Origin of the sequence: uncultured Brevundimonas sp. (assembly GCF_947305955.1) — a bacterium.
In the GTDB taxonomy this organism is placed as follows: domain Bacteria; phylum Pseudomonadota; class Alphaproteobacteria; order Caulobacterales; family Caulobacteraceae; genus Brevundimonas.
This window is the reverse complement of record NZ_CAMZFB010000006.1, coordinates 1-13,499: the sequence shown is the minus strand read 5'-3', so window position 1 is coordinate 13,499 and position 13,499 is coordinate 1. Positions and strand designations below refer to the sequence as shown.

Below are 13,499 nucleotides of genomic sequence, written 5' to 3'. Positions count from 1 at the left end.
TGTGGTCAAGGGAGGTTCCGATGTCGCGTCACGATCCCGATCAAGTCGAAGCCCTCGACATGCTGGCTGACAGCCTGTCGGCCTATCTGTCCGACAACTGGTCGTTCGAGGCCCGCCGACGCGCCATCGCCGGCGAAACCGGATGGGACGCCTCCATCTGGAACGCCCTTGCCAGCGAGCTTGGCCTCCTCGCCGCCGCCGAGGCCGAGGAACACGGTGGCATGGGCCTTGGCCTCGCCGCCCACATCCGCATCGGCGAACAGTTGGGCCAGCACCTGGCCCTGACGCCTTACCTCGAAAGCGCCGTGATCGCTCCGGCCCTGCTGCGCCATGGCAATGACGCCGCCCGCGCCCTGTTGCAACAGGCGCTGCAAGGCACCGTCATCGCCCCCGCCCTTTACGAGCCGCACAGCCGCTATAACCCCGCCGCTGTCCTCATTACCGCCCGCCCTTCCGGCGACCGATGGACCCTGACCGGCCAAAAGCGCGTCGTCCGCGCCGCACCGTGGGCCAGCGCCCTGATCGTCTCGGCACAGACCCCATCGGGCCTCTCCCTCTTCGCGGTCGATCCCGCCACTGACGGCGTTTCCCACACCGTCCTCACCCTGCACGACGGTCCGCGCGCCTCTGAAATCCGCCTCGACAACGCACCCGCCATCCTTCTGGGTCGCGAAGGGACGGCCCTGCCCGTCATCACCCGCGCATTGGAAGAAGCCACCCTCGTCCTTGCGGCGGAGGCTGTCGGCGTCATGCGCCGCCTGATGCACGCCACCAACGACTATGTCCGCCAGCGCAGACAGTTCGGCATGCCTATCGGAGCCTTTCAGGCGCTGCAGTTCCGCCTCGCCGACATGGCCATGGCGCTAGAGGAAGCCGAGGCCATCCTGCCCGCAACGCTCGAAGCGCTCGACAGCGACGACGCCGCCGTCCGCGCCCGCGCCACCTCCTCCGCCAAACTCACCATCGACCGCGCCTGCGAGATCGTCTCCACCGGTGCCGTCCAGCTCCACGGCGCCATCGGCCTGACTGACGAACTCGACGTCAGCCACGCCTTCAAACGCGCCCTGATGATCCAGCACGAACTGGGCGACACCCACCACCACAAGGCCCTGCGCGCCGCAGCCTGATCCAGACACGCTCCTAGACCTTCAGGTCGCAGGCCCATCGTCCAGCGATAGCCGCACCTTGGACTTTAGACTGGAATATCAACGCTCCGTCTTGCTCTTCGCGGACGAACGTGGCAGCAGATTGCGCGCTTCCCCGATTGTTGACCGGTTTCGTGCTTGGCACGAACCATACGCCTCAGAATTTTGGAATAAAATGTCTAACCCGAATATCCTGCAAGCGGCCCTGACCCGCCTTGATGAAGCCGCGCGCCATGTTCAGATCGACAGTGATGTCCTCGAAAAACTGAAATACCCGCGCGAGACCATGAAGGTACGTCTGCTGATCCGCATGGATGACGGGTCCAGAAAATCCTTCCTCGCATGGCGTTGCCGCTATGACGACACCCGCGGCCCGACCAAGGGCGGAATCCGTTTTCACCCCGACTCCACCGTCGACGAGGTCGAAACCCTCGCCTTCTGGATGACGGTGAAGTGCGCCGTCACCAACCTGCCCTATGGCGGCGGCAAGGGCGCGGTTCAGGTCGATCCCAAAACCCTCTCCAAGGCCGAGCTGGAACGCCTGTCGCGCGCCTATGTCCAGGCCTTTGCCAACATCATCGGACCGGACCGCGATATCCCCGCACCCGACGTCTATACCAACGCCATGATCATGGGCTGGATGGCGGACGAATACGCCACCATCAAGGGCGAACCCCACCCCGGCGTCATCACCGGAAAGCCCATCGCACTGGGCGGCTCGCTGGGCCGCGACGACGCTACTGCCCGTGGCGGCTTCTATCTAACCCGTCACCTGACCGAGCGCCTCGGCCTGCCAACCGAAGGCCTGCGCGTCGTTGTTCAGGGCTTCGGCAACGCGGGCCAGCACGCCGCCCGGCTGTTCCGCAGCGTCGGTGCCAAGATCGTTGCCGTCTCGGATTCCCGCGGTGCTGTCTATGCCCCCGGCGGCCTCGATCTGGAGGCCCTGCTGGACGCAAAAAACAACGGCAAATCCGTCCTCAACGCTGCCCACGGCGGCAAGGAAATCACCGCCGATGAACTGATCGGGCTGGACACCGAGGTCCTCGTCCCCTCGGCCATGGAAGACATGATCCACGACGGCAATGCCGGACAGGTTAAGGCCAAGGTGGTGCTGGAACTGGCCAACGGCCCCATCACCCCCGCGGGTGACGCCATCCTTGCTGAAAAGGGCGTGATCGTCCTGCCCGACATTCTGGCCAATGCCGGTGGCGTGACCGTGTCCTATTTCGAATGGGTCCAGAACCGTCAGGGCTATTACTGGACGCTGGACGAAGTCCACACCCGCCTAAAGTCGATCATCGAAAACGAAGGCGACGTGGTCTGGAAGATCGCCGAGGACAAAAAGGTCACCCTGCGCACGGCGGCCTATATCCACGCCCTCAACCGCCTCGCCACCGCCATCGAGGCCCACGGCACCCAGCAATTCTTCACCAGCTGATAGCCGCACTCTGCACGCGTCCCTGACCCTCGGTCGGGGACGCTACAGGCCCAGCACCTGCCGCGAGATAATCCCGCGCTGGATCTCGTTCGATCCGCCATAGATCGACGCCGCCCGCCCGTTCATATAGCGGGCGCTGGCCAGCAGCACCTCGATAGACGACACCGGCGCATCCACGCCCGCCTGCTGGACCTGCGGCTCGTGCACACAGGCGTAAGGTCCCGCGACGCGCACGGCCAGCCGCTGCAAGGCCTGCTGCGCCTCGGTCCCGCGCACCTTCAACATCGACGAGGCCACACCGGGGTTCTCGCCCCGCGCAATCACCGCCAGCACACTGTCCTCAGCCGCCTCGACCGCATCCACCAGCGCCGCCGCACGCCCCAGTTCCGCCCGCCAGTCGGCATGGTCGGCCAGCACGCCGCCCTCTCCATCGGGGGCCTCGCGCATCATCCCCGCGATCTCCTCGACCATCCCGCGCAGGGACGGCCCGACCGCATTGGCCCGCTCGAACTCCAGCAGATATTTGGCCACCGTCCATCCGGCATTCTCCTCGCCCAGACGGTTGGCGACAGGCACACGCACGTCCTCGAAGAAGACCTGATTCAACTCGTGATCACCCGCCAGCGTAATGATCGGATCGACCGTAATTCCCGCCGTATCCATATCCAGCAACAGGAAGCTGATCCCCGCCTGCGGCTTGCCGTCCCGACTGGTCCGAACCAGCGCGAACATGCGGTTGGCAAAATGGGCATGGGTGGTCCAGATCTTGGAACCGTTCAGCACATAGTCGTCGCCCTCGCGCACTGCCTTCAGCGACAGGCTGGCAAGGTCCGACCCCGACCCCGGCTCGGAATAGCCCTGACACCAATAGTCCTCACCCGACAACAGGCGCGGCAGGTAATAGGATTTCTGCTCGGGCGTGCCGTAACGCATGATGCACGGCCCCACCATCTTCAACCCCATGGGGGCCAGCATCGGTGCCCCCGCCCGCACGCTCTCTTCCATGAAGATGTGCTGGCGGCGTTCATCCCATCCCGGCCCGCCGTATTCCGCTGGCCATGACGGCGCGACCCAGCCCTTGGTGTGCAGGATTTTCTGCCACGCCAGACTGATCGGTGCCTCGATAAAGACGCTGGTCGCGCGCCGCGTGGCGTCCTTCAACTCGGACGTCAGATGGGCATCAATCCACGCGCGCACCTCGGCGCGGAACTCGGCTTCCTCGGGGGTATCGCGCATAGGGTGGCTCAGTTCACCTGCCGCTCGCGTCCGGCCCAATAGGGCTCACGCAAGGTCCGGCGCAGCACCTTGCCCGTCGCGTTTCTGGGTAGGGCCGCCACGAAATCCACCGACTTGGGCAGTTTGAACCCGCCAATCCGCTCTCGCGCATAGGCGATGATGTCGTCCTCGCTGGCCTCGGCACCGGGTTTCAGCACCACCACCGCCTTGACCGCCTCGCCCCACTTTTCGTCGGGCACCCCGATCACCGCCACCTCCAGCACCGCCGGATGGCCAAAGATCGCGTTCTCCACCTCGTTCGGATAGACGTTCTCCGCCCCCGAACAGATCATGTCCTTGAAGCGGTCGGCGATATAGAGATAGCCGTCCTCGTCGAGATATCCGGCATCCCCCGTGGCGAACCAGCCGTCGGGCGTCACCGCCTCCTTGGTCGCATCCTCGCGCTTCCAGTACCCCACCATATTGCAGGTCGAGCGCGTCTGGATTTCCCCGATCTCACCGCTGGGCAGGACCTTGCCGTCCTTGTCCACGATCCGCAGCTCAACACCCGGCATAGGCTTGCCCGCCCCGCGCATCCGCTTGTTGCCATTGGGATCATGATCCTCCGGCGGCAGGAAGACGATCGTCCCCGTCGTCTCGGTCGCCCCATACTGCTGACAGAAGCCACAGCCGAAAACCTCGGTCGCCTGCTTCAACAACTCCAGCGCAATCGGCGATGCGCCATAAAGGATGCAGCGAAGACGGCTGTAATCGATCTCGCGCACACGCGGGTTCAGCAACAGCATGTGCAGGGCCGTCGGCACCACGAACAGCTTGCTGATCCCCGCCGCCAGCGCATCCAGCACCTGATCGGGAATAAACTCGCGCTGAATGATATTCTTGGCCCCGTTGAAATAGCCCACGGTCGCCCAGCCCACACCGCCCACATGGCCCAGCGGCATGGCCACAAGGTTGATGTCGTCATCCCCCCACCGCGACCAGTCCATGTGCTGGAAATCATCGGGAATCTTGCGGTTGCCGACCATGTTGTAGTGGCTCAGCATCACCCCCTTGGGCAGGCCCGTCGTGCCCGAGGTATAGAGCTGCAGACATACATCCTGCGGATCGACCTCGACCTTGGGATCGCTGTCCTCCTGCGCATCGCGCCAGTCGCTAAAGCGGTCATAGCCCTCCGCCCCGCCTTCCAGCGTCACGATCTTCACGCCCGCCAGCGTCTCGGCGAATACAGGCAGGCGCTCATACTGGTCCGGTCCCACAAACAACACCTGCGCCTCACAGTCCGACGCGATATGCACCACCTCCGGTGCCGCCAATCGCCAGATGATCGGCACGGTAACCGCACCGGCCTTGGCCGCCCCGAAGTAGATTTCGAAAAACTCGTCACAGCCCTTGCCGACAAAGGCCACGCGATCCCCGCGCTCCACCCCTGCGGCGATCAGCGCCCGCGCCACGCGATTGGACCGGCGATCCAGTTCCGCCCAGCTCGTCTCGCGGCCCTCGAACACGCTGGCCACCTTGTGGGGGCGTGTGCGGCCATAGTGACGCGGAATGTCCGCCAGCGTCGGCATGGCATCATAGTCGATGTCGGATACTGCGGTGTCAGCCTGCGCGAGCGCCATCGGTAATCCTCCCGTTTTGCCCCTCTCGGGCAGCCCTCTGTCGGGGCCATGGAAGGATTAACTGACCAATTAGAGCCGCTTGGCAACTATCGTTACCGATAGGTTCTGCTCATCTTGTGCTGACAAAGCCCAGCGATGCCGCCTGCTGGACGATCCGCAACCGCCCCGTCCGGCCCAGCTTCTCGCCCGCATTCTTCAGGTGGAAGCGCACCGTCGGCGTCGACAGGCCCAGAATGACGCCAATCTCGGAATCGGTCTTTCCCCCCGCCGCCAGCTTCAGACACTGGATTTCGCGGCGGGTCAGCTTGATCGCGCCTATCGGCTCGCGCCCGCGCCGCGTCTCGTCGCACATGGCGATAAAGCGCAGGGCCTCGGCTTGCATCCGCTCGGAATAGGTCTCGAACGCCGCGCGCACATCCATGACCTCCTCGGTCGCCCACACCACCGCCCCGATGACATTGCGCGGCAGATGGACCGGACAGATGATCGAGCGGCGCAGCGGCGTATCGAACTCGGCCAGCTGCTGCACCAGCGCCTCGTCCAGCACCATCCGGCGCCAGCTTCCCACCACCCCGTCATCAAAGAAAAACGGCTCGGACATCTGCCGCACCACCGCGAATATCGCCATCCGCAGCGTCAGGTCCGGTTGTTTCCAATAGTCACGCCCATGGGCGGCAAAGTCGAACAGATGCGGCACCGGCTCGCCGTTGGCATCCACCACAGGCCGCGTCGAGGAAATGTCGGCCCAGGCCGCAACCTGCGGCAGGCCCACCTCCTGACCCAGTACCGCCATACGGCCAGCCTGCTCGGAAATGCTCAACTCGGCATCGATCATACGCGTCCTCTCCCCCGCCCTATCATTACTGAGAGGTTCTACACCGGCAACAGCTATGTAATCGTCCGACTAAATAACGGCGTGTTGTGACAATCCGCGACCCACTACCCCGTCGGACCCCACTTCACGACCCTTATCAGCAATGACGGGACCCAAGTCCCGCATCACAGGGAGGAAGGGTATGCGTAGCCAAGTTGGAGGTAAAACCATTCTGCTTGCCGGGGTCGCGCTCGCGACTGTCTGGTCCGCACCCGCTTTCGCCCAGACCGCTCCGGCGGAGGAACAGGCCCACGCCGTCGGCGACATCGTCGTCACCGCCCAGCGCCGCGAGCAAAGCATCAACGAAGTCGGCATGGGCATTCAGGCCTTCGGGGCCGAAGCCCTCGACAATCTTCAGGTCACCGACGTCAAGGACCTGACCATCGTCGCCCCGTCCTTCACTGTGACGCAGGGCTACCACGGCGTGCCGATCTACACCCTGCGCGGCATCGGCTTCAACACCATCAACCTGTCCTCGACCTCCACGGTCGGCTCCTATGTTGATGAAGTCGCCTATGCCTATCCCTTTATGTTGTCCGGCCCGATCTTCGACATCGGCCGCGTCGAGGTTCTGAAGGGGCCGCAAGGCACCCTCTATGGCCGCAACACCACCGCCGGCCTCGTCAGCTTCGTCACCAACGCCCCCAGCCACGAGTTCGAGGCCACCGGCACCATCGAGGTCGGCAACTACGAGACGGTCAATTTTGAAACCGCCGTCTCCGGCCCGCTCGGCGACCGCGCCCGCGTCCGCTTTGCCCTACGCAAGGAATATTCCGGCGAGGGCTGGCAGGAAGACATGTCGTCGGGCGACACCCAGGGCAAGGTCGACCGCCTCGGCGCACGCTTCCGCCTCGACTGGGAACCGACCGACAACCTCAGCTTCAACCTGTCCTTGTCGGGCTGGACCAATGACAGCGACACCATCACCGGTCAGGCTATCGGCTACACCCCCGCAACCGACCCCGGCATTCCGGGCCGCTTCGCCGCCTTCAACGCGCCGGGTCTGGTCAACTATGTCGCCACCAACCGCCCGACCCACGGCAAGGATGCCAGCTGGGCCCCGCGCAATGTCCGCAACCGCGTGGTCGGCACCATCCCCGGCCTCGATGGTGACCTGAAGGAAAACTCGTCCTTCTTCGGTGCCGCGCTTCGCACCACGCTGGACTTCAACGAGGACGTGCGCCTCGTCTCCCTGACCAGCTACAACTATCTGGACCGCAACGCCCTGTCCGACTGGTCGGGCGCGCCCTACGAAATCATGATCCAGCGGCTGGATGGCGAAGCCAAATCCTTCTCGCAGGAACTGCGACTGGAGGGCCAGACCGAACGTCTGACGTGGCTGATCGGGGCCTACTATGCCGATGACAAGCTCATCGACAACAACATCACCAATCTGAACGACAACGCCAACGTCACGATGATCCGCTACCAGGGCAACCTGCTCCTGGGCACTCCCTTCAACTCGCTGGGCTATACCTCCGACGACATGCTGGGGGCCTTCCGCGGCTATCGCGACCTTGGCCGCATCAATGCCGATACCAAGTCCATCTTCGCCCACGGCGAATGGAAGCTGTCGGACCGACTGAACCTGACCACCGGCGTCCGCTGGACCAATGACCGCCAGACCTATGTCGGCTGCTCGGCGGACAACAACGGCTCCATGCTGCCGAACGTCAACGTCGTGAACCGCGCGCTCATCTACAACCTGTTCGGCGGCGTATTTGCCCCGACCATCGGCCTGAACGAGTGCAACACCTACAACCCTGCCCTCGAACGCTTCGCCGAAGGTCGCCACGAGATCGATGAGGAAAACGTCGGCTGGCGTCTGGGCCTCGACTGGAAGGCCTCGGACGACGTCCTGATCTACGGCTCGATCTCCGAGGGCTACAAGGCCGGCAACACCCCGATCAACGCCGCCAACGTCTCGACCCAGAACGAGCCCGCGCTTCAGGAAAAACTGCTGGCCTATGAGCTGGGCACCAAGGCAGGTCTGGCCGACAACCGCATCCAGCTGAACGTCGCCGCCTTCTATTACGACTACACGGACAAGCAGATCTCGGTCTATTTCGCAGACCCGATCTACACCGCCCTGCGTCGCCTGCAGAACGTGCCGGAATCCAAGGCTTACGGCATTGATGCCGAGGTGACGTGGCGCGTCACCGATGCCTTCACCCTGAACATGGCCGCCACCAAGCTGACCACCGAGGTGATCAACTACCACGGCACCAACGCTAACGGTCAGCCGCAGATCTATGACGGCATCCCCTTCCCCAACAGTCCCGAATGGCAGGCCAGTGTCACGGCCAGCTATGACGCCCCCATCAGCGAACGCCTCGGCCTCCAGGCAACGCTGAACTACCGCTGGCAGTCGGATACGGCATCGGACCTCTCCGAAGGTCCGCTGTTCGAAGTCGACGCCTTCGGTACCCTCAACGGCTCTGTCGGCCTCTACGACCTCGACGGTCGCTGGAAGCTGAACCTGTGGGGCCGCAACCTGACCGACGAGTATTACTGGACCAGCGTCTCCTCCAACGCCAACCTTGCCGTCCGTTTCGCCGGCAAGCCCAGAACCTTCGGTCTGAACCTGTCTTACGCCTACTGATCTTTCCCCTGGCGGGTCACAGCCTTGTGTTGTGACCCGTCGTTTTTTTATCGGCTTATTATCTGATCGATTAATAGCGATCGAGATGGGGGAGTTCGCCGCGTATGCATCCCAGTGTCCACGCCGTTTCCACGCCCGACAAACCGGCCATCATCATGGCCCGCACCGGCCAGCAACTGTCCTATGCTGGCCTTGAGGCCCTCTCGAACCGATGCGCCCACGGCCTGCGCACTATTGGGCTAAAGCGCGGCGATACGGTCGCCATCTGCCTGCCCAATGTGATCGAATTCATCCCGCTGGTCTGGGCCGCCCATCGCGCGGGCCTGCGCTATGTCTGTATCTCCAGCCGCCTGACGCGCGACGAGCTGACCTATATCCTGCACGACAGCGCCGCCCGCGCCCTGATCATCTCCCCCGCCGTCGAGACAGGCCGCGACAACACCGTCTCCGATGTGCCCGACACCCGCATCTATACGCTCGGTGGACCGATCTCCGACCTGCCGGACTTTGAAAGCGTCTGCGCGGATCAACCCGCAACGCCCCTGCCCGACCAGTCGGCGGGCACAGAGATGCTCTATTCCTCCGGCACCACAGGCCGCCCCAAGGGCATCGCCCTGCCGTTCGAGACCGACGACATCCTCCAGCCCGACGCCCTGACCATGATGGCGGCGGGCCTGTTCGGCATAAACGACCAGAGCGTCTATCTGTCGCCCGCCCCGCTCTATCACGCAGCCCCCCTGCGCTGGACCATGGCGGTCCACCGCCTTGGCGGCACGGCCATCATCATGGAAAGCTTCGACGCCGAGCTGGCGCTGGCCTCCATCCAGAAATACCGCGTCACCGCCGGACAGTTCGTGCCCACCCATTTCGTGCGGATGCTGAAACTGCCCGAGGAAGTCCGCGCCGCCTACGACGTCACCTCGATCCAGCTGGCCATCCACGCCGCCGCCCCCTGCCCCGTTCCGGTCAAGGAAGCCATGATCGAATGGTGGGGTCCCGTCCTTACCGAATACTATGCCGGAACCGAGGGTAACGGCCTGACCATGATCAGCTCCGCCGAATGGCTGACGCACAAGGGATCGGTCGGTCGTTCCGTTCTGGGGCAAGCCCGCATCTGCGACGAAAACGGCGAGGAACTGCCCGTCGGCGAGGTCGGCCAGATCTATTTCTCCGATGGCCGCGCCTTCGCCTACCACAACGATCCCGACAAAACCTCCGAGACGATGAACCGCCACGGCTGGACCTCGCTGGGCGACATCGGACGGCTGGACGAAGAAGGCTACCTCTACCTCACCGACCGCAAGAGCTTCACCATCATCTCCGGCGGCGTGAACATCTATCCGCAGGAGATCGAGAACCTGCTGATCCAGCACCCCGCCGTCACCGACGTCGCGGTCGTCAGCGCCCCCTGCCCCGAAATGGGCGAACAGGTCGTCGCCGTCATCCAGCCCGCCCACTGGTCCGACAGCGAGGAAATCCAGTCCCTCCTCGCCGAGGAACTGCGCCAGTGGACCCGCGCCCGCCTCAGCGGCGTCAAAACTCCCCGCCGCTTCGACTTCATGCCCCAACTCCCCCGCCACGACACCGGCAAACTCTACAAACGCCTCCTGCGCGACCGGTATTGGTCTAGTTCGATCTGACAATTACGTCTGACACATCGGATCCCGTAGTTTCGATAGCGACCCAAGTTTCCTCGATTCCGCCCGCCGAAATATCGGAATAGGTCTGAATCATGAGGCTATTCCAGCGATTGTTTGGACGGCACGACAGCCCCTGTCCGCGATAGGTTCGATCCGAGAGCGCTTCATTTAGCTCATTCAAGAATCGATCTTCGACCTGTCCACGCCCCAAGTCCAAGCCGGATACCCGCGGCACCGCGTCGGACACAGCCAATTCAAAGCTTACCTTGTTCCCGTAGCAGTCATATTCATACTTTGCAGACCATGTCTTAGCGATATAGGGATGCGCCCCAATAAACACAGTTTTAGAGCTATCAATCGACGGCTCTTGGCCACCCATAACCAGCAAACTCGACAATAATAGAGCTTCAATATTCATTGAAATAACTCCCCGTACAAACTCGAGTTCTAACCCCTTATGCTTGCCAAAGTTCCGCAGCATACAAAAAGCCCGCCGTGATCTCTCGCGGCGGGCTTGTCATTATCCAGCCAGTCTGACCCCTCAGACGCGCTCGATAATGATGGCCGGTGCCATGCCGCCCGCGGCGCACATGGTGATCAGGGCATAACGGCCGTTCGAGCGTTCCAGTTCGTCCAGAGCCGTGCCGATCAGCATGGAGCCGGTCGCGCCAATCGGGTGACCCAAAGCCATGGCCCCGCCGTTGATGTTGACCTTCTCGCGGTCCAGACCGAGGTCGCGGATGAACTTTTCGGCCACCACGGCAAAGGCCTCGTTGATCTCCCACACATCGATGTCGGCGACCGTCAGACCCGCCTTGGCCAGCGCCTTCTTCGCCGCCGGAACCGGTGCGTTCAGCATCAGGGTCGGGTCATCGCCCACGTTCACATAGGTGACCACGCGGCCGCGCGCCTTCAGCCCGTTCTTGGCTGCATATTCCGGCGAGGTGATCAGCAGAGCCGCCGCCCCGTCCACCACACCGGACGAGTTGCCCGCATGGTGCACCGGCTCGATCTCGACATCCGGATAGCGGCGCTTGATCTGGCTGGCAAAGGTGACGCCATTGCCCTGATCCCAGTTGGCCAGAGCGCCGAAACTCCCCTTAAGCGCCGCCAGCCCCTCAGCCGTCGTCGACGGGCGCGGAAACTCCTCGTGGTCCAGCGCCACCGAGCCGTCGGTGTTCAGCACCGGCACCAGCGACTTGTTGAAACGGCCTTCCTTGATGGCCCGATCCGCGCGCTGCTGCGACACCAGCGCCAGCGCATCCAGCGCCTCGCGCGGGATGCCCTCGATTGCCGCGATGGCATCGCCGCACACGCCCTGGTGCGACTGCGGATGCAGCTTGTCCAACTCCTCATAGCCCGAGCCCATCAGCTGGGGCGGCACGCCATGGGCCTGATCCTCGGCGGCCAGTTGCGCCGTATAGGACATCATCTCCACGCCGCCCGCGACCACGCAGTCCTCAAAGCCGGAAGCCACCGCCGCCGCCGCCTGCGCCACAGCCGTAATGCCACCACCGCAGAAGCGGTCCAGCGTCACACCCGACGCCTTGGTGTCATATCCCGCCGCCAGCGCCGCCATGCGGGCCAGATCGCCGCCCTGCTTGCCGCGCTGGGTCGAGGTGGAGATGATCACATCATCCACCGTCGCCGTATCCAGCTTGTTGCGCTCGGCAATGGCCTTCAGGACCGTCGCGCCAAGATGCGTGGGGTGCAGGTGCGACAACGCCCCCTTGCCCGGCTTGCCAATGCCGCGCGGGGTGCGCACGGCGTCAATGATCAGGGCCTCGCCCATAACGTCTCTCCCCTTGGGTACGGTTATCGGGTGAAGCTGCCGCCGCTGGCGGCCTTCTCGGCCAGCAGCTTGGCGGGTTCGATCCCCATGGCCTTCAAGCCCTCGACGATCTTCGGCAGGCCCACAGTGTCGGCCCAGAACATCGGACCGCCCGTATAGACGGGCCAGTTGTAGCCAAGGATACAGGCCACATCGATGTCGCTGGCGCGCAGGGCAATGCCCTCTTCCAGCACCTTGGCCGCCTCGTTCACCACCGGATACAGCAGGGTCGCGACGATCTCCTCGTCGCTCACCTCTCCGCGCGTCTTGGCACCTTTAAAGTCCGCGAAATCGGCAATCACCTTGGCCGCGACGGGGCTGGGCGTCGCACGGCGGTTCTCGTCATAGTCATAGAAGCCGCCATTCTTCTTCTGGCCCAGACGGTCCAGCGCCACGAGGTCGCCGTACAGGGTCCGCTCGTTCGAGCCGCGCCCGATCACATCCAGACCCACAAGGTCGATCATGGCGAACGGCCCCATGGCAAAGCCATAGTCGTAGAGCGCCTTGTCGATCTGCTGCGGCGTCGGCCCTTCCAGCACCAGCTGGTCGGCGGCAAAGCCGCGCTGGGCCAGAATGCGGTTGGCGATAAAGCCGTGGCACACGCCCGACAGCACCGGCACCTTGTTGATGACCTTGCCGAGCGCCATGCCCGTGGCGACGACTTCCGGACGGGTCTTGGCACCGCGCACCACTTCCAGCAGGCGCATGACATTGGCCGGCGAGAAGAAGTGCAGGCCGATCACATCCTCCGGACGCGAGGTCGAAGCCGCGATCTCGTCCAGATCAAGGAAGCTGGTGTTGGATGCCAAAATCGCGCCCTTCTTGGCGATCTTGTCCAGCTCGCCGAAGATTTCCTTCTTCAGGCCCATCTCCTCGAAGACAGCCTCGATGATCAGGTCCACATCCCCGAGGTCCGACTTCGACAGCGACGGGGTGATCAGCGCCATGCGCTGCTCGACCTGTTCCTGCGTCATCCGGCCCTTGGCAGCGGTGTTCTCATAGTTCTTGCGGATGACACCCACGCCGCGATCCAGCGCCGCCTGATTGTTCTCCACCAGCGTCACCGGAATCCCCGCATTGAGGAAGTTCATGGTGATGCCGCCACCCATGGTGC

Annotated in this window: 10 protein-coding genes; 4 read left to right on the top strand and 6 right to left on the bottom strand. The window is 63.6% G+C overall.

What is annotated here, in order from left to right; all coding sequences use genetic code 11:
* The first annotated feature begins 20 nt into the window (after nucleotides 1-20).
* Nucleotides 21-1,127: an acyl-CoA dehydrogenase family protein gene (locus Q0Y42_RS02765; RefSeq protein ID WP_297799923.1), complete on the top strand. Its 1,107-nt coding sequence runs from the start codon at nucleotides 21-23 to the stop codon at nucleotides 1,125-1,127.
* Between the two features lie 193 nt (nucleotides 1,128-1,320).
* Nucleotides 1,321-2,583, top strand: coding sequence for a Glu/Leu/Phe/Val dehydrogenase (locus tag Q0Y42_RS02760; RefSeq protein ID WP_297799921.1), 1,263 nt, complete (start codon nucleotides 1,321-1,323; stop codon nucleotides 2,581-2,583).
* A 42-nt stretch (nucleotides 2,584-2,625) separates the two neighbouring features.
* Here Q0Y42_RS02760 and Q0Y42_RS02755 read toward each other — a convergent pair whose 3' ends face one another.
* The 3 genes from Q0Y42_RS02755 to Q0Y42_RS02745 form a co-directional block, all read right to left on the bottom strand.
* Nucleotides 2,626-3,819 carry an acyl-CoA dehydrogenase family protein gene (locus tag Q0Y42_RS02755; protein ID WP_297799919.1) on the bottom strand — a complete coding sequence of 398 codons (1,194 nt, stop codon included), beginning with the start codon at nucleotides 3,817-3,819 and terminating at the stop codon, nucleotides 2,626-2,628.
* 8 nt (nucleotides 3,820-3,827) lie between these two features.
* Nucleotides 3,828-5,438 (bottom strand): fatty acid--CoA ligase, encoded by a 1,611-nt coding sequence (locus tag Q0Y42_RS02750; RefSeq protein WP_297799918.1) that lies wholly within the window; start codon nucleotides 5,436-5,438, stop codon nucleotides 3,828-3,830.
* 109 nt (nucleotides 5,439-5,547) lie between these two features.
* Nucleotides 5,548-6,273, bottom strand: a complete 726-nt coding sequence (locus tag Q0Y42_RS02745) for a helix-turn-helix transcriptional regulator (RefSeq protein ID WP_297799915.1) — start codon at nucleotides 6,271-6,273, stop codon at nucleotides 5,548-5,550.
* Nucleotides 6,274-6,454: 181 nt separating this feature from the next.
* Between Q0Y42_RS02745 and Q0Y42_RS02740 the strand changes: the two genes are divergently transcribed.
* Together Q0Y42_RS02740 and Q0Y42_RS02735 are read left to right on the top strand one after the other, a co-directional pair.
* A complete protein-coding gene (locus Q0Y42_RS02740) occupies nucleotides 6,455-8,914 on the top strand; it encodes a TonB-dependent receptor (RefSeq protein ID WP_297799913.1) in 2,460 nt (819 codons plus the stop codon).
* Between the two features lie 104 nt (nucleotides 8,915-9,018).
* Nucleotides 9,019-10,554 carry an acyl-CoA synthetase gene (locus tag Q0Y42_RS02735; protein WP_297799911.1) on the top strand — a complete coding sequence of 512 codons (1,536 nt, stop codon included), beginning with the start codon at nucleotides 9,019-9,021 and terminating at the stop codon, nucleotides 10,552-10,554.
* On the opposite strand, the gene Q0Y42_RS02730 is transcribed toward Q0Y42_RS02735, so the two are convergent.
* The 3 genes from Q0Y42_RS02730 to Q0Y42_RS02720 all read right to left on the bottom strand — a co-directional run.
* Nucleotides 10,541-10,972 (bottom strand): hypothetical protein, encoded by a 432-nt coding sequence (locus tag Q0Y42_RS02730; RefSeq protein WP_297799909.1) that lies wholly within the window; start codon nucleotides 10,970-10,972, stop codon nucleotides 10,541-10,543. The genes Q0Y42_RS02735 and Q0Y42_RS02730 overlap by 14 nt on opposite strands.
* A 123-nt stretch (nucleotides 10,973-11,095) precedes the next feature.
* On the bottom strand, nucleotides 11,096-12,346 hold the full coding sequence (locus Q0Y42_RS02725) for an acetyl-CoA C-acetyltransferase (protein ID WP_297799907.1): 1,251 nt from the start codon (nucleotides 12,344-12,346) through the stop codon (nucleotides 11,096-11,098).
* A 23-nt stretch (nucleotides 12,347-12,369) separates the two neighbouring features.
* The coding region (locus Q0Y42_RS02720) for a 3-hydroxyacyl-CoA dehydrogenase (RefSeq protein ID WP_297799905.1) at nucleotides 12,370-13,499 on the bottom strand (1,130 nt) is incomplete at its 5' end.

Bases quoted from the DNA above. Each gene is read 5' to 3' on its own strand.
- Q0Y42_RS02765 (WP_297799923.1), top strand. From the start codon at position 21: ATGTCGCGTCACGATCCCGATCAAGTCGAAGCCCTCGACATGCTGGCT.
- Q0Y42_RS02760 (WP_297799921.1), top strand. From the start codon at position 1,321: ATGTCTAACCCGAATATCCTGCAAGCGGCCCTGACCCGCCTTGATGAA.
- Q0Y42_RS02755 (WP_297799919.1), bottom strand. From the start codon at position 3,819: ATGCGCGATACCCCCGAGGAAGCCGAGTTCCGCGCCGAGGTGCGCGCG.
- Q0Y42_RS02750 (WP_297799918.1), bottom strand. From the start codon at position 5,438: ATGGCGCTCGCGCAGGCTGACACCGCAGTATCCGACATCGACTATGAT.
- Q0Y42_RS02745 (WP_297799915.1), bottom strand. From the start codon at position 6,273: ATGATCGATGCCGAGTTGAGCATTTCCGAGCAGGCTGGCCGTATGGCG.
- Q0Y42_RS02740 (WP_297799913.1), top strand. From the start codon at position 6,455: ATGCGTAGCCAAGTTGGAGGTAAAACCATTCTGCTTGCCGGGGTCGCG.
- Q0Y42_RS02735 (WP_297799911.1), top strand. From the start codon at position 9,019: ATGCATCCCAGTGTCCACGCCGTTTCCACGCCCGACAAACCGGCCATC.
- Q0Y42_RS02730 (WP_297799909.1), bottom strand. From the start codon at position 10,972: ATGAATATTGAAGCTCTATTATTGTCGAGTTTGCTGGTTATGGGTGGC.
- Q0Y42_RS02725 (WP_297799907.1), bottom strand. From the start codon at position 12,346: ATGGGCGAGGCCCTGATCATTGACGCCGTGCGCACCCCGCGCGGCATT.